The sequence below is a fragment of the Streptomyces sp. NPDC030840 genome (assembly GCF_055572015.1).
In genome coordinates this window covers 132,839-153,934 of the sequence record NZ_JBVIEE010000005.1, presented here as the reverse complement: position 1 = coordinate 153,934, position 21,096 = coordinate 132,839, and the positions used below count along the sequence as shown (strand labels likewise).

Genomic DNA, 21,096 nt, shown 5'->3' with positions numbered 1-21,096 from the left:
CTGGGGGGAAAGAGGGCAGGGGCGTTGACGGAGTTCGCCGCGACCGGTGCCACCACACCGGTGAAGCACGTGCGACGCCGCAGGGAGACCGTCGCGGTGCTGCTGTTCAGCGGCAGCCCCGTCTTCGAGAGTTCCATACCGCTCTCGGTGTTCGGGATTGACCGCCAGGACGCCGGAGTGCCGCGCTACCGACTGCTGGTGTGCGCCGGGGAGGAGGGCCCGCTGCGGACCACGGGGGGCCTGGAACTCACCGCGCCGAACGGGCTGGAGGCGATCTCGCGGGCGGGCACCGTCGTCGTGCCGGCCTGGCGCTCGATCACCTCGCCGCCACCGGAGGAGGCGCTCGACGCCTTGCGCCGGGCGCACGAGGAGGGCGCCCGCATCGTCGGACTGGGCACCGGCGCGTTCGCCCTGGCGGCCGCCGGGCTGCTGGACGGGCGGCCGGCCACCACCCACTGGATGTACGCGCCGACGCTGGCCAAGCGCTACCCGTCGGTGCATGTCGACCCGCGTGAGCTGTTCGTGGACGACGGAGACGTCCTCACCAGCGCCGGCACGGCCGCGGGCATCGACCTGTGTCTGCACATCGTGCGCACGGACCACGGCAACGAGGCGGCCGGGGCGCTCGCCCGGCGTCTGGTGGTCCCGCCGCGCCGCAGTGGCGGCCAGGAGCGCTACCTCGACCGGTCTTTACCGGAGGAGATCGGCGCCGACCCGCTCGCCGAGGTCGTCGCCTGGGCGCTGGAGCACCTCCACGAGCAGTTCGACGTGGAGACCCTCGCGGCGCGCGCGTACATGTCCCGCCGTACCTTCGACCGCCGCTTCCGCTCGCTCACGGGGAGCGCTCCCCTGCAGTGGCTGATCACCCAGCGCGTTCTGCAGGCGCAGCGCCTGCTGGAGACGTCGGACTACTCGGTGGACGAGGTCGCCGGACGCTGCGGCTTCCGCTCACCCGTCGCCCTGCGCGGCCACTTCCGCCGCCAGCTGGGCATGTCCCCCGCCGCGTACAGGGAGACCTACCGCTCCCGCCGCCCCTCGGTCGGCGGTGTTCCGCCCGCCTCACCCGCCCCGGACGACGACCGCTGACCGACGCACCGCAGGGCCCACGGCGCCGGCTCTCGCCGGCGTCCGGTCAACGTATTCTTCGACCGTGGCTGACACCGAGTTGATGCGGCTGCCCGGAATGCCGCTGCACGATCCCTTCGTCGTCGCCGACCAGAGGACCCGCACCTACTTCCTCTACACGTCCAACGACCCGTCGGTGTCGGGCGTGGACGGCACCGGCACGATGGTCTACCGCAGCCAGGACCTGCTCGACTGGACGCCGCCCGTCGTGGTCTTCCTGGCGGCCGAGCAGCGGGGAATCTGGGCGACGGACGGCGGCTGGGCCCCGGAGGTGCACGAACGGGACGGCAGGTACTACCTGTTCACCACACTGCACGACGAGCGCAGACCGCTGCCGGTACCGCCTCCCGGCCCGTGGGGCACGCCGTTCCCGACTGCCACCCACATGCGGGGCACGATCACGGCCGTGTCCGACTCGCTGCTGGGTCCCTTCACCGTCGTCGACCCCTCACGCCCCACCCCGCCCGAGAACCTCATGACCCTCGACGGCACATTCTACGTCGACCCGTCCGGGCAGCCCTGGATGGTGTACGCGCACGAGTGGCTGCAGACCATCGACGGGACCATGGAAGCGATCCGGCTCTCCGCCGACCTGTCGGAGACCGTCGGCGCCCCCATCCTGCTGTTCAAGGCCTCCGACGCGCCCTGGCTCAGCGAGAAGATCCCCGGCGGGGTACCGCACCAGCTCCCGCCCTACGTCACCGACGGCCCTCAGCTGTACCCCGCCCCCGACGGGTCCCTGCTCATGCTGTGGTCGACGTACGAGAAGAACGTGGTCCGCCCGGACGGCACCCTCGGCGGTGGCTATGTGCAGACCTACGCCGTCTCACCGTCCGGCGACATCACGGGGCCCTGGCAGCAGCGGCGGCCCCTGGTCCGGGACGACAGCGGTCACGGCATGCTGTTCCACACCTTCGAGGGCCGGCTGATGATGATCCTCCACCGCCCCTTCGAGAACGCCCGGGGGAAGCTGTACGAGATGGAGCTCCTCGGCCACGAGCTGCGGGTGCTCCGCCGACGCGCCGACCTCGACGGCGGCGGATGACGCGCCCCTGGGCCATCCCGCCGCTCTCGCCTCCCTCCCGCTGATGGAGGAGCATGGGAGAAGAGCGAGCAAGGGAGGCCGCCATGAAGACCGGAGCCTCGGAGGAGGACCGCTGGCTGTACTCGCACACGCCCTCCCAGGCCGAGGGGGAGCGCGACGAGCCCGCCGAGCGCGCGGCGGCGGAGCAGCATCCGGACGTCCCCCGGACCGAGCCCTCCCAGGCGGAGGGCGAACGGACGGACGACACCCGGACCACGTGACCGCCGATGAGTGATCAGTGACCGGTGCCCGCGGCGGAGCACCGGCGCGGTCCGGCACGCTCCGGTGCACGGCCCGCCACCTCGCACGCCCTCAGTCGCCCTTCCCGGTGCTCTCGCCGAGCAGGAGCGTCCGGCGTGCCCAAAGGCCCAGCAGTACCGTCGCCCCGACGAACAGCGGCACCGGATCGCGGGCCAGCGGGGCCAGCGCGTATCCCAGCGCCATGACCGTGAAGACGATCAGGGGGACGAACGCCGCGGCGCCCTCCATGCCCAACCGCAGCGCCGACCGGCCGGCGCCCAGGATGCTCGCCCCGCCGGGCACCCAGGGAGCGGCGGCGGCCACCAGCAGGCCCGCGGTGTTGCAGGCGTCGGCCAGCTGCCCGGACGCCGCCTCGGAGAGGTGCGGACCCGCCCCCCACAGCCGCAGGGTGTCGCCGATCAGCATGAGCGACAGCCCGGCGACCGCCACCCACACAGTGGCCCGGTGGTCGTCCCGTACGAGACGGCGCAGAGCGAACAGGAAACCGAGGAACACGACTTCCGCGGCCCACAGGGCGCCCACCATTCCCGTGCCCAGCCGCCAGCCGTCGACGGGTCCCCGCAGCAGGACCCAGCCGGTCATGAACACGGACCCGGCGGTGACGACCCCGTCGAGTACGCGCCGCAGCCACATGCGCCGGCCCGTACCGGCATCAGCCGCGACCACGAGCCCGGCCATCCCCAGGCCCACCGTCACCGTCACTCCGAGGACCACGACCGACCCGAGCAACGACCGCACATCCTGGCCCCACAGCGAGGGGTGCGCCGGCATCACCTCGACCGCCGCCCGGTACACACCTCCCGCAACCGCGGAGCCCGCCATCAGCAGCAGGCGCGTCCTCACCCGCCCGCTCACTCCCGACGCGCGGAGCGCGAAGGAGACCGTCAACGCCCAGCAACCGACAGCCGGTCCGAAACCCGTCAAACGCACCGCCCAACTCCCGACCGCCCACGGCCCGGTGGCAGTGAGCGCTGCGCCAGCAACATCGGAGACGGTAAGGGACTCACCACCGGCCCCGAACGGAAAAGTCTGCGGATTCACCCGTACTGCGTAAAAGAAGATCGGCGGAACGCGCCCGGCGGCCCTCCTCAGCAGCTCACCCGCGCGGTCAGCCCCGCCGCGCACGGGGCCTGGTCCCGGTAGGTCTCCGCCACGAACGACAGGAACGTCTCGATGTCCTTCGGCTGGGACGACAGGCCGACGGAGACCCGCACGGCACCGCCCGAAGGAAGGCCCAGAACCTCCACGTAGGCGTCCAGGGAGGGGAGTTTCCCGCGTGCCGCCGCTCGCAGCCGGCGCAGTGGCACGGAGAACGCCGCCTCGCCGGCGCCCGGATTGCAGAAGCAGCCCGTGCGCAGCGAGATACCGCGCCGGGCACTGTCACGGGTGACGATCCGCTCGTCGACGATCCGGCCGTCGGCGCCGATCAGGTTCAACGCGACCGTTCCCCCGCGCGCGGCGGTGCCGTCCGGGCCGTACAGCCGCACCATGGGCGATCCGTCGCTGTGCCGCAGCGCGCGCAGGCCGGTCAGGAGCCGGCCGGTGAGCCGTTTGACGTGGGCGTGGACGCGGCCCATGCCGATGCCGTTGATCCAGTCGAGTCCGGCCGTCACGTCCGGCACGGACAGAAAGTTGACCGTGCCGTCCTCGAAGGCCGCCTCGTCGTCGGCGAGGACGTGCCACTGCGCCCGGGCGCCGGCCGCGTGGATCGTCCCGCCGGAGAACCAGGGCCGCCGCAGCCGGGAGAGCGCCTCCCTGCGGGCGATCAGGCTGCCGACTCCGGTGGGATGGCCCAGGACCTTGTACCAGCTGACCGCCGTGAAGTCCGGGTGGAACCGGCTCAGGTCGAGGGTGTTGGTGGGGACGAAGGCGGCGGCGTCGAGCAGGACGTCGTAGCCGTGCGCGTGGGCCCGCTCGATCCACTCCAGCGGGTGCTGTACGCCGGTGAAGTTGCTCTGCGCCGGGTAGGCCAGCAGTCCGTGGGGTCGCCGGCGTCCACCGCCGCGTACGGACAGCGCGTCCGTCAGCCGTTCGTCGTCGATGCGCAGGTCGGGGCCGTGCACGGGCACGTACGTCGTGGTCGCGCCCTTGGCCCGGGCGTACTCCCGCAGTCCGTTGACGGAGTTGTGGTTGTCCAGCGACATCACGAGTTGGCCGCGCGACGTGAACGGGTAGGCCTCGCCGACCAGTCGCAGCGCGCCGGTCGCGTTGGGCGTGAAGATCACCGCGTATTCGCCGGGATCGGCGTTGAGGTGCCGGAGCACCGCGCGGCGCGCCTCGGCGAGCAGTTCCCCCGACGCGCGGGACGCCGGGCTCTCGGAGTGCGGATTGCCGTAGCAGCCGCCGGTGATCCGCTCCGCGCTCGCGGTGACGAGCGAGCGCGGGGGAAGCCCGGTGCCGGTGTGGTCCAGGTAGACGTGCCCGCCTTCGTCGAGGTAGCCGAACTCTCTCGCCCGTAACCCCGCGAACAGCTCCGCGCCGTCGCCGGCGCCTTCCTGGTCGTGTGCGGCGGGTTCCGTCCCGCGGCCGCGGCTCTGGCCGGCGGCGGGTATGTGGCTGCTGGTGCGAGCCTTCTCCACGGCTCTCCCTCCGGTCGTCCGGTCCGGCCCCCAGTCCTGTGCGCGGACGCGGTTTCCCCATCCTCCGACTCGGGCGCGCCTCGTCGTACCCGCGGTCGAGACAAACCTTGACGGCCCTGTCGCCGCGGCCGTCATCACCTTCCGAGCGCACTCACCCTCGACTGCCACGTCCGCCATCAGCCGTACGGGTGCCCCGGCCTGACGACCTGTGAGACGCACGCCTTGGTGGTGTGCCCCCTGTGCGTGAGCCCCGGCAGTACGACAAGTCCACGCTCGGCCCGGATGCGGGCCGGTCACACAAGCCCGTCGCTCCGCACGTACACCCCCGCCCGCGCCGCGGCCGCGGCAGCCTCGGCGGCCTGGTCCGCGGCGGCCTCGTCGAGGCGATCGTCGCTGGTCAGCAGGCGGTAGTAGAGCGGGGCTGAGACAGCGCGGATGACCTCATGCGTGTCCGTGCCCTCGGGCACCTCGCCCCTGTCGATGGCCTGCTGAACACAGGGCGCCCATTCCCTGACGCGGATGTCATAGAAGTGGTGCAGAGCCTCGGCCGTCCTGGCCTCGCAGGTGGCGGCCGCGATGACGGCCTTGAAGAGCGCCCCCTGCCGCGGATCGGCCAGGGTGCGCCGCACAAGCCGTGCGTTGGCCTTGAGGTCGCCGAGCAGCGAGCCGGTCTCGGTACGCGGCAGCGACTGCTCGGCCATGTCCCTCAGCAGGTCGGCCACCAGGCTGGTCACCGTCCCCCAGCGACGGTAGACGGTCGTCTTGCCCACGTCGGCACGGCGCGCGATGTCGGCGAGGTCGAGGTGGGCGAAGCCCCGCTCGGCCAGGGCGTCCCCGGTCGCCTGCAGCACCGCCGCCCGCACCCGCGCCGTACGTCCTCCCGGCCGGACGGTCCCCGGCTCCGCAACCTTCGTGTCCACCTCACCCATAACGGGACCCCAGTTTCGTTAATTGCTCGCAGGTGCTAACTTGACCATCCTAACGGAACTAGAAAACCGTTAACCACCTTTGCTGAGCGGATATGGGGTACGGCCATGGAATACAGGCGACTGGGCGCGTCCGGACTCAAAGTCCCCGCGCTGAGTTTCGGCACCGGCACCTTCGGGGGCCGAGGACCCCTGTTCGGCGCCTGGGGCAGCACCGACGCGCGGGAGGCGCGCCGCCTCGTGGACATCTGTCTGGACGCAGGGATCACGATGTTCGACACCGCAGACGTCTACTCCGGCGGCGCGTCCGAGGAAGTGCTGGGCGCGGCGATCAAAGGACGCAGGGACCAGGTAATCGTGTCCACCAAGGCCGGCCTTCCGACGGGTGACGGCCCGGGCGATGCGGGCTCCTCCCGGTCGCGCCTGATCACCGCGTGCGAGGACGCGCTGCGCCGGCTCGGTGTCGACCACATCGACCTGTTCCAGTTGCACGCCTTCGACGCCGGCACGCCGGTCGAGGAAGTCCTGTCCACGCTCGACGATCTCGTTCGAGCAGGAAAGGTGCGCTACCTGGGAGTCTCGAACTTCTCCGGCTGGCAGGCGATGAAGTCCCTCGCCGTCGCGCAGAGACACGGCCATCCGCGCTACGTCGCACACCAGGTCTACTACTCCCTTGTCGGGCGGGACTACGAGTGGGAACTCATGCCCCTGGGACTCGACCAGGGCCTCGGGGCCTTGGTCTGGAGCCCGCTCGGCTGGGGACGGCTCACCGGCGGGATCCGACGGGGCCAGCCGCTGCCCGCCGGCAGCCGGCTGCACCACACCGCCGACTACGGCCCGCCGGTCGATGACGAGCACCTCTACCGCGTGGTCGACGCCCTCGACGAGATCGCTCAGGAGACCGGCAGAGCGATTCCGCAGATCGCCATCAACTGGCTGCTGCAGCGGCCGACCGTGGCCTCCGTCATCATCGGCGCCCGCGACGAGGAGCAGCTCCGTCAGAACCTCGGTGCCGTCGGCTGGACGCTGACCGCTGACCAGATGGCGAAACTCGACGTGGCCAGCAGCAAGGCAGCGCCCTACCCGTACTTCCCGTACCAGCGCCAGGAAGGTTTCGCCCGCCTCAACCCACCAGTGGGTGACATCATGTCTCCGCCCGCTGCCTGACGTCGGCTTCAAGCGGTCTCGGCACGGTGAGGAACTACCCGTCCCGCGCCTCGTCGGGGAGCGCCTGTTCGGCCCAGATGGTCTTGCCCGTGCGGGTGTGGCGGCTGCCCCAGCGGCGGGCGAGCTGGGCGACGAGCAGGAGGCCGCGGCCGCCTTCGTCGAAGGCGCGGGCGCGGCGCATATGAGGAGCGGTGCTGCTGGAGTCCGAGACCTCGCAGATGAGTGTGGTGTCGCGGATCAGACGCAGTTGTACGGGGGAACCGCCGTAGCGGACGGCGTTGGTGACCAACTCGCTGACGATGAGTTCCGTGACGAAGGAGACGTCCTCCAGTCGCCAGGCGGCGAGTTGGTCACAGGCCATCTTGCGGGCCCGGGCGACGAACGTGGGGTCGGCGGGGATGTCCCAGGTGGCGACCTGATCCGCGTCCAGGGCGTGGGTCCGGGCCAGGAGGAGGACGACGTCGTCCGCGGGACGGTCCGTCAGCATGCTGCGCATGACCGCGTCGCATGTCTCTTCCAGGGGACGGTTCTTGCCGCCGAGGGCGCGGCCCAGCAGGGCGAGTCCGTCGTCCGTGTCGCGATCGGTGACCTCGAGGAGACCGTCGGTGTACAGGGCGAGCACGCTGCCCTCGGGGAGGTCGTACTCCGCGGTTTCGAAGGGCAGGCCCCCCACACCCAGCGGTGGTCCGGCCGGCGAGTCGAGGAACGTGACGTCGCCGTCCGCGGCGACCAGGGCCGGCGGCGGGTGACCTGCCCGCGCCATCGAACAGCGGCGTGAGACGGGGTCGTACACGGCGTACAGGCAGGTGGCCCCGATCTCGCCCGGGCTGTCCGCGTCCTCGGCGCCGTCCGCCGTCGACTCGGCGTCCAGGCGCAGGACGATGTCGTCGAGCTGGGTGAGCAGCTCGTCCGGAGCCAGATCCACGTCGGCCAGGGTGCGTACGGCGGTGCGGAGCCGGCCCATGGTGGCGGAGGCCTCCACCCCGTGGCCCACGACATCGCCGACCACCAGCGCCACTCTCGCCCCGGACAGAGGGATGACGTCGAACCAGTCGCCGCCGATCCCGGCGCGGGAACTCGCCGGCTGGTAGCGGGACGCGATCTCGACGGCCGCCTGCCGCGGCGCGTGGTGGCGGAGGAGACTGCGCTGCAGTCCGAGTGCGATGGCGTGTTCGCGGGCGTAGCGGCGGGCGTTGTCGACGCACAGGGCGGCACGGGCGGCCAGTTCCTCGGCCAGCAGGAGGTCGTCCTCGGTGAAGGGCTCCTGTGTGCGGTGGCGGGCGAGGACCGACAGGCCGAGCGTGACGCCTCGGGCTCGCAGCGGTACCGCCATCAGTGAGTGGATGCCGTGGGTCTCGATGCTGCGGGCACGCTCCGGTGAGCCCGCGGCCCACAGCTGCCGGGTGACGTGGTCGACGGCGTACAACCCGGCCCGGCCCGTGGTCAGCGCTCGGCCCGGCGGCGAGTTCTCGTCGTAGGTGTGCCTCCTTCCGACCGGGATCACGGCTTCGGGGCAGCCTTCCAGCACGGACCGCTGAGCAGTGCGGTGAAAGACCAGGCGACCGGTGCCGGGCAGGGGGATCGCTTCCTCGCCGGCCACTACCGAGTCCAACAGGTCCACCATGACGAAGTCGGCGAAGTAGTCCGTGCACACCTCCGCGAGTTCCTCGGCGGTACGGGCCACGTCCAGGGTCGAGCCGATCCGGAAGCTGGACTCGTTGAGCATGCTCAGGCGGCGGCGAGCCAGGAACTGCTCCGTGGCGTCCATCGCCGCCAGGCACATGCCCCGCACGTCACCCGCTTCGTCCTTCAACGGGCTCAGGGACACCAGCCACGCGTGCTCACGGGTCTCGCCGGGCGCGCGCAGCCACGCCTCGTACGGCACTGTCTCACCCGTTCGGAGTACCCGCATCACCGCGTCGGCGAGTCCCTCGAAGCCCGGGAGCAGTTGCCGCCCGTCGGCCGACTCCCCCACCCGCCGCCCGAGCAGGTCCTTCTGCGGCCTGCCCATCACCCCTTCCATCGCGGAGTTCGTGGCCACGGCGAGCCCGTCCTGACCGAAGAGGGCGACCGGAACGGGGAGCTGGTCCAGGGCCCACCGCCGCAGCCGCGCGGCCGGCTCCGGCACCTTGGCCGTCAGGAACCACTGGACCTCACCGGCCGGGACCACCAGCGGATGTGCCTCCAGGTCCAGCTCCACGCGGTGACCGTCCCGATGCCGCACGTGAACGGCGCCGCGCCAGTCGCCCGGATCGGTGAGGCGGCGCAGGGCCGAGGCCGAAAGGCCGTCGGCCAGCAACGCGGCCGCCGGGCCGCCCAGCACCTCCTCCGGCTCGTATCCGAGCAGACGACGGGCACCGGCACTCCACGCGACGACCACCCCTCGGGCGTCCACCGCGGCCGAGGCGACACCGTGCTCACCCATCGTTCCTTCTCTCCGCACGACCGGAGCCGCCGTCAGTGGGTCCCTGCCCGAGTACACGGCATGGCTTCCGCATTCATTGTGCGCCGGGTACTGCGCACAGCGCGCGACTACGCGGCGTAGTCGCGCGCGAGTGTGACGTGTGGGGCGACGGGCGGCAGCGTACCTTCCGATTCCCGGAGGTGGCGACGCCTCGGACGATCACATTCGTCCCGGGCTCGCGGCGGACCGGCAGCCGGGCCCGGGCCGTGGTGAGTAACATCCACCGCCAACAGCACAGTCATCCGGAGAAGGGACCCGCCATGGCCGAAGCGTCGTTGGAGACCACCGACATCAAGGCGCAGTACACCGCCCAGGTCGCCGCGGACCTCGAGCGCAACGCCAAGGAACAGGACCGTCTTCGCGAGGAGATCGACGCCCTGCAGAACCAACTCGAGGCGCTGCGGCAGGACCACAGCGTGCTGCTGAACATGCAGGAGGCACTCGGCACTGCCACCACCTCAGCGCCGGCTCCCGCGGCCGAGGACGTCGCGGCACCTTCCGTGCCTCGCCAGAAGTCGGCCGCCAAACCCCGGGCCGCCAAACCCAAGGCCGCAGCCAAGAAGGCCCCGGCCGGCAAGGCCCCGGCCAAGAAGGCCGCTTCCCCGCGAGGCGGCAAGTCGGCCAAGGGCGCGGTGAAGAGGCCGGGCAAGGACTCGGGCAAGGCCGAAGCCACGGCCCTGTCCGCGTCCGCGTCCGCGTCCGCAAAGGCAGCCAAGCCCACCCTGGTCGAGCTCATCCGCCGCCACCTGAACGAACAGACCGAACCGCGCTCCGCCGCTGAGGTCGCCGCCGCTCTCGGCCAGGCCCATCCCGACCGCCGTATCCAGACCACCGTCGTGCGCACCACCCTCGAGAGCCTCGTCGCCAAGAGCCGTGCGCAGCGCACCAAGCAGGGTTCCTCCGTCTTCTACACCGCCCCGGACGCCCAGGAGTCCGGCACAGCGGCCGGGGACGGCGTACAGCCGGAACAGCCGGACAAGTGAACGCGGCGGTGTGTGCCGGGGCCGCACCTCGGCCGGCGGCCACCCCACCTCGTCCGAGCGGCAACAGCCCTCGAACGACGATCACTTGACCCGTCCTTGAACAAAGTCACCACCCCGTCCGTACCTCTGCGTGCGTGCCGTGCCAGCCGCAACAGGTGTCCACTCCTACCCCCTGGAGGAATCACTCTTTACTTGAGCGGGAGAAACACATGCATGCGAACCGACACGCGACTCCTTCGCGGGTATCGGCACGCGCCATCGCGATCATCGCCGTGGCGTGCGCCGTCGTCGTAGGCGTCGTCATCGCCATCAGGGCCGGTGGCGAGGCCTCGGCCAGCCCGACGGTCGCGGGCCGGGCCCAGCACGCCGGCGGACATGTCGCCGCGGGCGGCGCCGGAGAGACCGCCACGGGCCAGAACGGCGAGGTCAACCTGACCGTCACGGACGTGGACCGCGAGTTCCTGGTGAAGGTACGCCAGGCCGGACTGTGGGAGATTCCCGCCGGCCGCCTCGCCCAGACCCACGCTTCCAGCGAGCAGGTCAAGCGCGCCGGGCTCCATCTGCTCGACGGGCACAGCAAGCTCGACCAGCTCGTGCGCGAGGACGCCAAGATCCTCGGTGTGGACATCCCCAACGAGGCCACCGAGGAACAGCAGCAGTGGGTCCGGAATCTGGAGAACGCCCAAGGCGAGGAGTTCGACAAGCTCTTCGCCAACGTCCTGCGCGCCTCGCACGGCAAGATCTTCGCCACCATCGGTGAGGTCCGGGCCGCCACGCAGAACGACCTGATCCGCCGCCACGCCCGCCAGGCCAACCAGACCGTCCTGGACCACATGGAGGTGCTGGAGGACACCGGCCTCGTCGACGCCTCGACTTTCGAGGAGGTCGAGAAGGACGTCGCCCCCAAGTAGGGGGCGCGCCCGCAACGGCCGTCCGGATCGGCTCCCCGAGAACCCCTGCGCCACATTTTGCACTGTGCAATAATCAGGGCCCGGGGGAGCCGAGCTGACGGTCGGCCGTTGTCCGGCGCCCAGGAGTGACACCGGCACGGTTACGCGGCAAGGGCAGCACGCCGACCGTCAGCAGAGTTCCCCCGGCACCCCAGCAATTTCACCGCCCACCCCACTCGCCACCCGCCGTCTTCGCCGGCCGGCAGAAGCCGTCCGATATGCGCCTTTTACCCTTTACTTCTCATTGGGTTAGTTTGGTGGAGACAAGCTGGTGAACTTGCCCAAGATCGCGAGGTGACTGCCATGTCGGAGGCCAGGGATCGCGAAGCCAACACGCCGACGAGATCGCGGGACGGGAAGGGAACGACACTGCAGGGCCGCAAGGGGACCGACGTTCCTCCGGGGATGCGCGGAGACGTCACTGTCGCGGACAGGGTCGTGGCGAAGATCGCCGGCATGGCCGCGCGTGAGATCCCCGAGATCCACAACCTCGGCGGAGGGATGGCCCGGGCGTTCGGCGCGGTACGAGAGCGTGTGCCCGGGAGCGGCGGCGACGTCACCCAGGGAGTGAGCGTGGAGGTCGGGGAACGTCAGACGGCTGTGGACCTGGACGTCGTGGTCGAGTACGGCGCGTCCATCGCCGACATCACCAGGGACGCACGCGCCAACGTCATCAACGCGGTGGAACGCATGACCGGCCTGGAAGTCGTGGAGGTGAACATCGCGGTCGACGATGTGCACCTGCCCGACGAGGAAGAGGAGTCCGAGGGCGGCGGGCGGCGCGTGGCCTGATCCGGGCCGCCCTGTGGTCGACGGGCTCCAAGGCATCAACCTGGGCCGGCGGGTGGCGCACACCCGGTGGCCCAGGTGCTTGTTGGAATTGCGCGCTCCGGTCGTCGGCGAGACGCTGGTCGGGTCAGCCTTGCGGCGTCGAGGGGGGCTTCGGGCCACGAGGGCGTCAGCTGAGGACCCCCACCCGGGAACCGACGACGCAAGCGGACAAGGCCCGGTCCGGGTGGGACGAGGCTCCTCGCCTTCTCCAAGGAGACCGCCATGGAGAGTGCAACCCTGGAAGCGATGCGGACGGAGCTGCGCGGGCCCGTCATCAGTGATCGGGACGCCGAGTACACCGAGGCCCGCAAGATCTACAACGCGATGATCGACAAGCACCCCGCCGCACTCGTGCCGTGCAGGGACGCCGGCGACGTCATCGCCGCGCTCGGCTTCATCCGCGACCACGGTCTGGAACTCGCCGTGCGGGGCGGCGGACACAGCGGCCCCGGCCTCTGCCTGGTGGACGGAGGCGTCACCATCGACCTGTCACCGATGCGGTGGGTGCGTGTCGACCCCGCCGCCCGGACCGCCGAGGTCGGTGGCGGCAGCCTCCTCGGCGACCTCGACCACGCCACGCACGCCTTCGGACTGGCCACACCCACCGGCATCATCTCGATGACGGGCGTCGGGGGTCTGACCCTCGGCGGCGGCCACGGTTACCTCACCCGCAAGTACGGCCTGACCGTGGACAACCTGCTCTCAGCCGACGTCGTGCTGGCGGACGGCAGCTTCGTCACCACGAACGAGACGGAGCATCCGGACCTGTTCTGGGCCCTGCGGGGCGGCGGCGGCAACTTCGGCATCGTGACCTCCTTCACCTACCGGCTCCACCCGGTGGACACCGTCGGCGTCGGGATCACCGTCTGGCCGGTCGAGCGGACCCGCGAGGTGCTGGCCTGGTACCGCGACTTCCTCCCGCGGGCTTCCGAGGACGTGTACGGCTTCTTCACGCTCCTGACCATCCCGCCCGGCCCGCCGTTCCCCGAAGAGCTCCACGGACGCAAGGCATGCGGCATCGTGTGGTGCCACACCGGTGACCTGAGCGGACTCGAGGAGACTCTCGCGGTCGTGCACGAGCCCGGGCCACCGGACTTCCACTTCACGACACCGATGCCCTACCCAGCCCTGCAGGGGCTCTTCGACGACCTGATCCCCACCGGATACCAGTGGTACTGGCGCGGCGACTTCTTCGACCGCATCCCGGACGCCGCCCTGGACGTGCACCTCAAGTACGGTCGCGACCTCCCCACCCCGCTCTCGCTGATGCACCTCTACCCGGTCGACGGAGCCGCCCACCGGGTGGGCCGCGAGGACACCGCGTGGAGCTACCGGGACGCCGTGTGGTCCGGCGTCTTCGCCGGTGTCGACCCCGACCCGGCCAACGCCGGGGCCATCAAGCAGTGGTGCGTCGACTACTGGGAGGACATGCACCCGTACTCCATGGGCGGTTCGTACGTGAACTTCATGGGCGAGGGTGAGGGACAGGAGCGGGTCCGGGCCAACTACGGCAGCCACTACGACCGGCTGGCACAGGTCAAGCGGACGTACGACCCGTACAACCTCTTCCACGCCAACCAGAACATCAGCCCGGCACCGCGACCTTGACAGCGGGGCACCCGGGCACGGCGGGCGTCACTCCGTCGCCGTCATCGTCCGGTACGCCTCGTGGCGCACATCGGGACACGGGTGCGCGCGCAGCAGGCGCAGCAGCGAGCGCCACTCCTCGGGCCAGCCGAGGAGGGTGCCTGTTCCGGTGACGAGACCGGCCGCCAGCAGGCCCGTGGCGGTGCCGCCGTCCCGGATCAGCCGGTCGTCCGCGCCCAGCAGGCTCTCGGTGCTCGGGGGCAGGGGGCGGTGCGCCCAGGACGTCCGCAGTCGGCTGGTGGTCTGCACCGTGACGGTCACGCCCGCCTCCTCCAGGGTGGCCGCCAGGTCTCGCAGACGGTCGAAGAGCGTGTCCGGGTCCGCGGTGCGGTCGACCAACTGGGCCAGCAGATCGGCGCGTTCGGCCACCAGCAGCGGTTCGGGCGCCAGTTGCCGGGCTACCGCCTCGAGTACGTCGGGACGTTCGCCCCGGTGGAAACCGACGGGCAGCAGGGTCCGCAGGCGCTGCAGCGCGGGCAGGTCCCGGTCCTTCATCGCGTCGCAGCTTCCCTCGGGCCGGTGCATCGCGGCCGGCAACTCGGCCACCGCGCCGTGGAACACACTGCCCCGCGCGGCACCGCCCACCGGATGCGGCAACCCGGAGACGGCCAGGTCGCGCAGCACCCACGCCGCGAACTGCCAGTGCGCGCGGCTGCCGAGATCGCAGACCGTACAGGACAGCCGGACAACCAGTTCGGGGGCGTAACGCGACCACACGCCCACTGCTCGCAGGGGCCCGTAGCTCGCGAAGCCGTCGACCGAGGCCAGGCAGTTGTCGTACGCCTCGCCGACCACGCCGGCGTAACCGCGGCGGTGTGCGTCGCCCAGCTCCCGGGGTCTCGGCGTGGTCCAGCACCGGATCGGGGTGCCGGGTCGCGAGCCTCGACCAGTTGTCGACGGCGTGGGCGAGGCCGGGTAACTCCCTTGCCACGAAGGGAGTTGTACAGGCCGGCAGCAGCCGCGCGGCCTCCGTGTCGCCCCATTCCGCACGGAGCCGCACGAGCAGCCGCTCCGCGAGCGCGGTACGGCCGCCTGAGGCGAGCAGACGAGCCAGCCGCTGCCGCAGCGCGGCCGGTGCGTCGCCGTACGCCGCCTCCACCGCCCGGTCCGGCACGGGCAGGACGCGTGCGGCGCGCAGGGCGTACCCGGCGACGACCGTGTCCGGGTCGGCCAGCCGCTCGGCCAGGAACGCGGTCCGCCCTCCGGCGAGGGCTGCCAGCGCCGCGAGCCGCCGCTCGTACGGCCCGCGCGCGTCCAGGTCCGCGAGGAGCGGGGTGAGGCGGCCGCCGTCCGCCAGTCGCCGGGCAGTCCGCGCGGTCAGGGCGAGACGCGCGGGGAACGGCAGGGGTTCGAGTGCGGAGAGCAGTCGCTCCGCGGAGGTCGGCATCCGCCGACTGTGCCGCGGAAGATCCTCGGGTGCGATCGATTATCGGAGCGGGCCGCCCGCCCACCGGGAAGAGGTCGTCGGCGCCCTGCTCCGGACGCGGACGTCCGGCGGTGTGCCGATCGACCGCCTGGTGCTCGCCGACCGGATCGTGTCGGCCGATGCGCCGGTGGCGGCCGACCCGTTCACTGAGACCTGGGTGGCGTGACCCACCCCAGTGACCGCTCGACGGCCCGCTGCCAGTTGTCGTACTCCGACTCCCGCCGCCCGGGATCCATGTCGGGCAGCCACTGGGCGGCCCGGTGCCAGTTGCGGCGCAGGCCCTCCAGGTCCGGCCAGTAGCCGGCGGCGAGCCCGGCCGCGTAGGCGGCGCCCAGGGAGACCGTCTCGGCGACCATGGGCCGTACCACGGGCACATCGAGCACGTCGGCCACGAACTGCATGAGCAGGTTGTCCGCCGTCATGCCCCCGTCCACCTTGAGCTGCTTCAGCGGGACGGAGGAGTCGGCGTTCATGGCGTCGACGACCTCGCGCGTCTGCCAGCCGGTGGCCTCCAGGACGGCTCGGGCCAGGTGTCCCTTGGTGATGTAGGAGGTGAGGCCGACGATGACGCCGCGGGCGTCGCTGCGCCAGCGGGGCGCGAAGAGCCCGGAGAAGGCGGGGACGATGTAGCAGCCGCCGTTGTCCTCGACCGTCAGCGCGAGGGTCTCGATCTCCGGCGCGGTGCTGATCAGCCCCAGCCGGTCACGGAACCACTGGACCAGCGACCCGGTGACGGCTATCGAACCCTCCAGGGCGTAGACCGGGGGCCGGTCCCCGATCTTGTACCCGACGGTCGTGAGGAGTCCGTGCCGGGACCGCACGGCGTCGGTACCGGTGTTGAGCAGCAGGAAGCTGCCCGTTCCGTACGTGCACTTCGCCTCGCCCGGGGAGAAGCAGGTCTGGCCGAACAGTGCGGCCTGCTGGTCGCCGAGGGCGGCCGTGATACGGACGCCCGGAAGGATCGAGCGGGCCTCGCCGTACGGCTCGGCGGAGGACCGGATCTCGGGGAGCATGGCGCGGGGAACGCCGAAGAACGACAGGATCTCCTCGTCCCAGGTGAGCGTGCGGATGTTCATCAGCATGGTGCGGCTGGCGTTGGTGACGTCGGTGATGTGCAGGCCGCCGTCCACGCCCCCGGTGAGGTTCCAGATCAGCCAGCTCTCCATCGTGCCGAACAGCACCTCGCCGTCCTTTGCGCGCTGTTCGAGCCCGCTGACGTGGTCGAACAGCCAGCGGATCCGCAGCGCCGAGAAGTAGGTCGAGGGAGGTATGCCGCACCGGTCGAGGAAGAACTCCTCCCCGGGGTGCTGTCTGAGGTCCTCGACGAGCGGTGCCGTGCGGGTGTCCTGCCAGACGATCGCCCTGTCCAGCGGGGCCCCCGTCCGCCGGTCCCAGAGCAGCGTCGTCTCCCGCTGGTTCGCGAGACCCACGGCGGCCACCTCGTCCACACCGGCACGGGCGTCGGACAGCGCGTCGGGCACGAGCCGGCGCAGGTTGCGCCAGATCTCGACGGCGTCGTGCTCGACCCATCCGGGCCTGGGGAAGTGCTGCTGGTGCGTCCGCTGGGCGACGGACACCATCCGCCCGTGGTGGTCGAACAGGATGCACCGGGTGGAGTTGGTGCCCTGGTCGATGGACAGTATGTACCGTGCAACCATGATCCGGTCTGCCTTCCGAGGTGTCGGGGAGGCGGTGGGACTACCAGCGATGGGATTACCAGCGAGCCGCTCCCAGGTCTCTGGAGATCGCCCGCGCGGCCTCACGGAGCAGGGTGATCAGGTCGGGCCGGGGCCGGCCCTGGCCGTCGCAGACCCTCTCGACCGGGCCGGACAGGCCGATCGCGCCCACCACGAGGCCGCCGTGCCCCCGGATCGGCGCGGCGACGGCGGCCTCACCCATGCTCATCTCCTGGACCTCCGCGGCCCATCCGACGTCCCGTATCTCGGCGAGCGCCCGGTTGAGCTGCTCCGGGGTGGCCAGGGTGTGCCGGGTGTAGGCCTCCAGGCCGGATTCCAGGGCCGACGCGAGGGGCGCGGTCCCGAAGGCCAGCAGAACCTTGCCGAGCGAGGAGGCGTGGAGCGGCAGCAGCGAGCCGACGTCGAGGGTCTGCAGCGTGTCGTCGGGGCGGAACACGTGGTGGACGACGAGGACCCTGCCCTCCAGGGGGGTGCCCAGGCGGACCGCTTCCCCGCTGCGGGCTGCGAGGGCGTCGGCCCAGTTGATGGAGCGGGACCGCAGCTCGTTGACGTCGAGGTAGCTGGTTCCGAGGTGCAGCAGGGCGGCTCCGAGCTGGTACTTTCCGGTCGCCGCGTCCTGTTCCACGAAGTCCACGTGCTGGAGGGTGCGCAGAATGCCGTGGGTGGTGCCCTTCGCCAGCCCGAGTGAGGCCGCCACCTCACCGAGTCCGAGCCGGCGCGGCCCACCCGCGAGCAGACGCAGGATCGCCGCCGCCCGTTCGATCGACTGGACCGGACCGGCCATGAGGCGAGCCTATAACCGCCATGGTGGGTCCGCGTCACGTGCGGGTGGCCGGTCCGGGAAGGGGACGAACCCGGCGTTCGGCAATGGCGACCGACGTTCATTGACCGGCCCTCGCGTCCCTGCCTAGCGTGCGATGTGGCCCGGCAGCGCGCTGAGGCCCGCGACCGGCGGACAGCGCTCACCCGGAGGAGAGCACGATGGCGGTACAGCTCAACACGAGACCGCGGGACACAGTCGAGCACGTCTGTACGCTCCCGCCCGCCCCGGGAGCCGTCTCGGCCGTACGCCGGCGGGTCGGGGCGGTCCTCGCCCACTGGAACGTGTCCCCGCAGATCGTCGAGGACTCGCTCCTGGTGGTGTCGGAGCTGCTGACCAACGCGATCGTGCACGCCCTGCCCCCGGCGGTGCTGCGGCTGGCCTGGGGCGGGAGCGACGGCCTCGGCACCCTGCGCGTCGAGGTCACGGACGCGGGACCCGCGCGTCCGAGGGGGCAGGCGCCCGAAGGGATCGACCCGGACGAGCACGGCCGGGGCGAGGAGATCGTCCACGCGCTGGCGACCCGGCACGGTATCCACGTCCACTCCGGCGGGGTGACCCGATGGGCGGATCTCGTGGCGGCGTGAGGGCGTGCCGGGCGCTCGGCGCGAGGGGGCGCGCACAGGGCCGGGGGCTGTTGCTGTGCGGTGACACAGAGGACGGAACCGTGACACGGACGGGCACAACGGGCGCGGGGGGTGGCGGGTCGTACCAAGCGTGGGAAACGGGAGGGCGCATGTCCTCCCCGCCTGGTCCGGATCGCGTCTCTTCGGGAGAGAGCCGGGCCGGTGTGACCGACCGTCGCGCAACGACCGATGATCACCATGGGGGAATCATGAACATCCGTGCTCGGGGCACCCGGCGTGCCGTGACCGCCGCGGCCGCCGTGGCGGCCGGAGTCGCCGTCGCCGTGTCCGCCGTCCCTGCGGCCGCCGCGCCGGCCGCCGACACAGCCCGATGGCTGGAGCCGGGCGAGCTGCCGCCGCACCCGGCGTCGCCCTGGTTCGCCGGTCCCGTCACGGCCGGACAGCCCGACCCGCTGCCGGCCTGCGGGGGCGACCCCCTGCCGTCGATCGCGAGCCACCGCTCGTACTGGACGGAGTACGACACCAACGCCCTGCAGGTGACGGTGGAGGAGAGCTCCGTGAAGCGCGCCAAGGAGTTCGCGGCGCTGCTGCGCAAGGACCTCGCCGGCTGCGCGGAGAAGCTGATGCAGCGCGATCCCGAGCTCACCGCGACCGAGAAGTACTACGGCAGGCTCAACGTGGAGGAGGGCGCGTACGTCTACGGGATCCACACCACCCACGCGGAGGTGGGGACGTCCGACATCGGCCTGTACTCGGTCGGCCGCGACGGCAGGACCGTGACACTCGTCAGGTGGGCGCAGATGGGCAACTTCCAGCACGCCCAGGTCGCCGACTTCAAGAAGACCACCGTCACGGCCGTCAACAAGCTCAACTGAGCGGCGCCGGCGCTGCGGCCACCATGCCGCAGCGCCGGTCCCGGGCCCGGCCGCTACCCCAGGTCGACCTGGAACACCTTGTCCGCGCCGTCCGGCTCGCCCCCGTTGTTGTCGGCGTTGGTGGTGGCCAGCCACAGGGCGTTCCTGCCGGGGAGCTTCTCCACCGTACGGAGCCGGCCGTACGTGCTGGTGTAGTAGGCGACGGGGGTGCCCGCGCTGGTGCCGCTGACCGGGATGCGCCACAGTCGCTCGCCGCGCAGTGCCGCCATGTAGAGGGCGCCGTCGGCGTAGGCGACCGCGCTCGGGGAGGCCTCGCTGACGGTCCACTGGCGTTTGGGGTTGGTCATGCCGGAGGTCGAGCAGTTGCCCTCGCAGGTCGGCCAGCCGTAGTTCTTCCCCGACTCGATCAGATTGAGCTCGTCGTACCTGCTGTTGCCGAACTCGGCCTCCCACAGCCTGCCCTGGGCGTCCCAGGTGATGCCCTGGGGGTTGCGGTGGCCGAGGGAGTAGACGAGCGTGCCGAACGGGTTGCCGGGCGCGGCCTTGCCGTCCGCCGTCATCCTCAGGATCTTGCCGTTGAGGGAGTTCCTGTCCTGGGCGAGGCTGGTGTTCTGCGCGTCGCCCGTGGTGGCGTAGAGGTAGCCGTCGGGGCCGAACTTGATGCGTCCGCCGTTGTGGTACTTGTTCTTGGCGATGCCGCTCACGAGGACCTTGTAGCCGCTGAGCGAGGAACCGTCGTACGTCATGCGGACGATGCGGTTGTCGCTCGCCGCCGAGTGCATGAGGTAGACGTAGTGGTCGCTGTTCCAGTTCGGCGAGACCGCGATGCCGAGGAGGCCGCCCTCGCCGTTGGTGGTCACGACATTGGGCACCGTACCGACCTGGGTCCTGGTGCCGGACTGGGTGAGCTTGAAGACCTTGAAGGAGTCCCGTTCGGTGAGCAGCGCCGACCCGTCGGGGAGCCAGCTCAGGCCCCAGGGAACGGTCCAGCCGGAGGAGACGGTGCGGATGGCCGAGGGGACGGATTCGATGCCGCTGCCGGCTCCTCTCTCGCCGCGGGCGACGGCGTTCCCGGCGCCGGCCGTCGCACCGAGCAGACCGGCGGCCAGCGCGGCCGCGGTCACCGCCGCGGTGAGGGCAGGGGGCAGGCGTCTTGCGGTGTCGCGGGGATGACTTGTCATGGGAACGGCTCCTCGTGTGGGGGAACAGGCGCCTTGATTCTCGTAGTTGACGAGACGTCAGCTGCCCGAGAAGGTAGGAGGTGTATGAGGCGGGGTCAAGGAGAGAAAGCGCCAAAGGTCCGGACCAGCTCGCGATTCGAGAGGGTCCTCGCTGTTTCGCCAGGGCCTTCGCCCAGCACATCCAGCGACGATCGCCCTCGGCCCGCCCATCTCACCGGGATGGACCCCGGAGAGATCGGAGCACCTTCCGGCTGCCCCATTGACCCGGACGCGGCGGCTCGCGATGGTGGCACCAGAACGCGAGTCGACCAGGAGCGTCTGTCCCCCACCCAGAAAGGCAGCTCTGCTCATGACCGAATCCGTACAGCAGGCAGTGGAATCCCAGGTCCAGCACCAGTCCGGCGACGAGGAGTCGCCGGCCTGGCAGACCCCCGACTACGCGGTCGTCGATACGGCACTGGAAGTCACCGCCTACGCCCTGAGCGACCGTTAG

General features: G+C 71.2%; 19 protein-coding genes. 11 read left to right on the top strand and 8 right to left on the bottom strand.

The annotated features are described in order from the left end of the window. The first annotated feature begins 24 nt into the window (after positions 1-24). From ACZ49J_RS13680 to ACZ49J_RS13670, 3 genes are all read left to right on the top strand, one after another. On the top strand, positions 25-1,086 hold the full coding sequence (locus tag ACZ49J_RS13680) for a helix-turn-helix domain-containing protein (protein ID WP_467447821.1): 1,062 nt from the start codon (positions 25-27) through the stop codon (positions 1,084-1,086). 82 nt (positions 1,087-1,168) lie between these two features. Further along, positions 1,169-2,170, top strand: a complete 1,002-nt coding sequence (locus ACZ49J_RS13675) for a glycoside hydrolase family 43 protein (protein ID WP_467448273.1) — start codon at positions 1,169-1,171, stop codon at positions 2,168-2,170. Positions 2,171-2,253: 83 nt separating this feature from the next. Next, complete coding sequence (locus ACZ49J_RS13670) at positions 2,254-2,430, top strand: hypothetical protein (protein ID WP_467447820.1); 177 nt, start codon at positions 2,254-2,256, stop codon at positions 2,428-2,430. Between the two features lie 91 nt (positions 2,431-2,521). On the opposite strand, the gene ACZ49J_RS13665 is transcribed toward ACZ49J_RS13670, so the two are convergent. The 3 genes from ACZ49J_RS13665 to ACZ49J_RS13655 form a co-directional block, all read right to left on the bottom strand. Continuing rightward, entirely contained in the window at positions 2,522-3,313 is a 792-nt protein-coding gene (locus tag ACZ49J_RS13665; protein ID WP_467447819.1) for a hypothetical protein, read from the bottom strand. A 245-nt stretch (positions 3,314-3,558) separates the two neighbouring features. Then, complete coding sequence (locus ACZ49J_RS13660; protein ID WP_467447818.1) at positions 3,559-5,049, bottom strand: aminotransferase class V-fold PLP-dependent enzyme; 1,491 nt, start codon at positions 5,047-5,049, stop codon at positions 3,559-3,561. Positions 5,050-5,342: 293 nt separating this feature from the next. Continuing rightward, positions 5,343-5,969 (bottom strand): TetR/AcrR family transcriptional regulator, encoded by a 627-nt coding sequence (locus tag ACZ49J_RS13655; RefSeq protein ID WP_467447817.1) that lies wholly within the window; start codon positions 5,967-5,969, stop codon positions 5,343-5,345. Positions 5,970-6,083: 114 nt separating this feature from the next. Between ACZ49J_RS13655 and ACZ49J_RS13650 the strand changes: the two genes are divergently transcribed. Next, positions 6,084-7,142 carry an aldo/keto reductase gene (locus ACZ49J_RS13650; RefSeq protein WP_467447816.1) on the top strand — a complete coding sequence of 353 codons (1,059 nt, stop codon included), beginning with the start codon at positions 6,084-6,086 and terminating at the stop codon, positions 7,140-7,142. A gap of 34 nt (positions 7,143-7,176) precedes the next feature. Here the strand turns inward: ACZ49J_RS13650 and ACZ49J_RS13645 are convergent, their stop codons facing one another. After that, positions 7,177-9,567 carry a SpoIIE family protein phosphatase gene (locus ACZ49J_RS13645; RefSeq protein ID WP_467447814.1) on the bottom strand — a complete coding sequence of 797 codons (2,391 nt, stop codon included), beginning with the start codon at positions 9,565-9,567 and terminating at the stop codon, positions 7,177-7,179. A 299-nt stretch (positions 9,568-9,866) separates the two neighbouring features. On the opposite strand from ACZ49J_RS13645, the gene ACZ49J_RS13640 reads away from it, so the two are divergent. From ACZ49J_RS13640 to ACZ49J_RS13625, 4 genes are all read left to right on the top strand, one after another. Next, positions 9,867-10,589 carry a hypothetical protein gene (locus ACZ49J_RS13640; protein WP_467447813.1) on the top strand — a complete coding sequence of 241 codons (723 nt, stop codon included), beginning with the start codon at positions 9,867-9,869 and terminating at the stop codon, positions 10,587-10,589. A gap of 209 nt (positions 10,590-10,798) precedes the next feature. After that, positions 10,799-11,500, top strand: coding sequence for a DUF4142 domain-containing protein (locus ACZ49J_RS13635; RefSeq protein WP_467447812.1), 702 nt, complete (start codon positions 10,799-10,801; stop codon positions 11,498-11,500). 342 nt (positions 11,501-11,842) lie between these two features. Then, positions 11,843-12,331, top strand: a complete 489-nt coding sequence (locus tag ACZ49J_RS13630; protein WP_467447811.1) for an Asp23/Gls24 family envelope stress response protein — start codon at positions 11,843-11,845, stop codon at positions 12,329-12,331. A 261-nt stretch (positions 12,332-12,592) separates the two neighbouring features. Beyond that, positions 12,593-13,978 carry an FAD-binding oxidoreductase gene (locus ACZ49J_RS13625; RefSeq protein WP_467447809.1) on the top strand — a complete coding sequence of 462 codons (1,386 nt, stop codon included), beginning with the start codon at positions 12,593-12,595 and terminating at the stop codon, positions 13,976-13,978. Between the two features lie 27 nt (positions 13,979-14,005). Here the strand turns inward: ACZ49J_RS13625 and ACZ49J_RS13620 are convergent, their stop codons facing one another. From ACZ49J_RS13620 to ACZ49J_RS13610, 3 genes are all read right to left on the bottom strand, one after another. Continuing rightward, complete coding sequence (locus ACZ49J_RS13620; protein ID WP_467447808.1) at positions 14,006-14,812, bottom strand: hypothetical protein; 807 nt, start codon at positions 14,810-14,812, stop codon at positions 14,006-14,008. Between the two features lie 774 nt (positions 14,813-15,586). Beyond that, entirely contained in the window at positions 15,587-17,101 is a 1,515-nt protein-coding gene (gene glpK, locus ACZ49J_RS13615; RefSeq protein ID WP_467447806.1) for a glycerol kinase GlpK, read from the bottom strand. A gap of 55 nt (positions 17,102-17,156) precedes the next feature. Continuing rightward, on the bottom strand, positions 17,157-17,924 hold the full coding sequence (locus tag ACZ49J_RS13610) for an IclR family transcriptional regulator (RefSeq protein ID WP_467447805.1): 768 nt from the start codon (positions 17,922-17,924) through the stop codon (positions 17,157-17,159). Between the two features lie 197 nt (positions 17,925-18,121). Between ACZ49J_RS13610 and ACZ49J_RS13605 the strand changes: the two genes are divergently transcribed. Further along, the gene (locus tag ACZ49J_RS13605) at positions 18,122-18,547 is read left to right on the top strand and encodes an ATP-binding protein (protein WP_467447804.1); all 426 of its coding nucleotides are present in this window, start codon (positions 18,122-18,124) and stop codon (positions 18,545-18,547) included. 248 nt (positions 18,548-18,795) lie between these two features. Beyond that, complete coding sequence (locus tag ACZ49J_RS13600; RefSeq protein WP_467447803.1) at positions 18,796-19,422, top strand: hypothetical protein; 627 nt, start codon at positions 18,796-18,798, stop codon at positions 19,420-19,422. A 53-nt stretch (positions 19,423-19,475) separates the two neighbouring features. On the opposite strand, the gene ACZ49J_RS13595 is transcribed toward ACZ49J_RS13600, so the two are convergent. Beyond that, the gene (locus ACZ49J_RS13595; protein ID WP_467447802.1) at positions 19,476-20,603 is read right to left on the bottom strand and encodes a PQQ-dependent sugar dehydrogenase; all 1,128 of its coding nucleotides are present in this window, start codon (positions 20,601-20,603) and stop codon (positions 19,476-19,478) included. Positions 20,604-20,952: 349 nt separating this feature from the next. Between ACZ49J_RS13595 and pqqA the strand changes: the two genes are divergently transcribed. Next, on the top strand, positions 20,953-21,096 hold the full coding sequence (pqqA, locus tag ACZ49J_RS13590) for a pyrroloquinoline quinone precursor peptide PqqA (RefSeq protein WP_467447801.1): 144 nt from the start codon (positions 20,953-20,955) through the stop codon (positions 21,094-21,096).

Excerpts from the sequence above, each read along its gene's own strand:
- ACZ49J_RS13630 (WP_467447811.1), top strand. The coding sequence starts at position 11,843 with ATGTCGGAGGCCAGGGATCGCGAAGCCAACACGCCGACGAGATCGCGG.
- ACZ49J_RS13625 (WP_467447809.1), top strand. The coding sequence starts at position 12,593 with ATGGAGAGTGCAACCCTGGAAGCGATGCGGACGGAGCTGCGCGGGCCC.
- ACZ49J_RS13645 (WP_467447814.1), bottom strand. The coding sequence starts at position 9,567 with ATGGGTGAGCACGGTGTCGCCTCGGCCGCGGTGGACGCCCGAGGGGTG.
- ACZ49J_RS13595 (WP_467447802.1), bottom strand. The coding sequence starts at position 20,603 with ATGACAAGTCATCCCCGCGACACCGCAAGACGCCTGCCCCCTGCCCTC.
- ACZ49J_RS13605 (WP_467447804.1), top strand. The coding sequence starts at position 18,122 with ATGGCGGTACAGCTCAACACGAGACCGCGGGACACAGTCGAGCACGTC.
- ACZ49J_RS13640 (WP_467447813.1), top strand. The coding sequence starts at position 9,867 with ATGGCCGAAGCGTCGTTGGAGACCACCGACATCAAGGCGCAGTACACC.
- ACZ49J_RS13670 (WP_467447820.1), top strand. The coding sequence starts at position 2,254 with ATGAAGACCGGAGCCTCGGAGGAGGACCGCTGGCTGTACTCGCACACG.
- ACZ49J_RS13610 (WP_467447805.1), bottom strand. The coding sequence starts at position 17,924 with ATGGCCGGTCCGGTCCAGTCGATCGAACGGGCGGCGGCGATCCTGCGT.
- ACZ49J_RS13635 (WP_467447812.1), top strand. The coding sequence starts at position 10,799 with ATGCATGCGAACCGACACGCGACTCCTTCGCGGGTATCGGCACGCGCC.
- pqqA (WP_467447801.1), top strand. The coding sequence starts at position 20,953 with ATGACCGAATCCGTACAGCAGGCAGTGGAATCCCAGGTCCAGCACCAG.
- ACZ49J_RS13600 (WP_467447803.1), top strand. The coding sequence starts at position 18,796 with ATGAACATCCGTGCTCGGGGCACCCGGCGTGCCGTGACCGCCGCGGCC.
- ACZ49J_RS13650 (WP_467447816.1), top strand. The coding sequence starts at position 6,084 with ATGGAATACAGGCGACTGGGCGCGTCCGGACTCAAAGTCCCCGCGCTG.
- ACZ49J_RS13675 (WP_467448273.1), top strand. The coding sequence starts at position 1,169 with ATGCGGCTGCCCGGAATGCCGCTGCACGATCCCTTCGTCGTCGCCGAC.
- glpK (WP_467447806.1), bottom strand. The coding sequence starts at position 17,101 with ATGGTTGCACGGTACATACTGTCCATCGACCAGGGCACCAACTCCACC.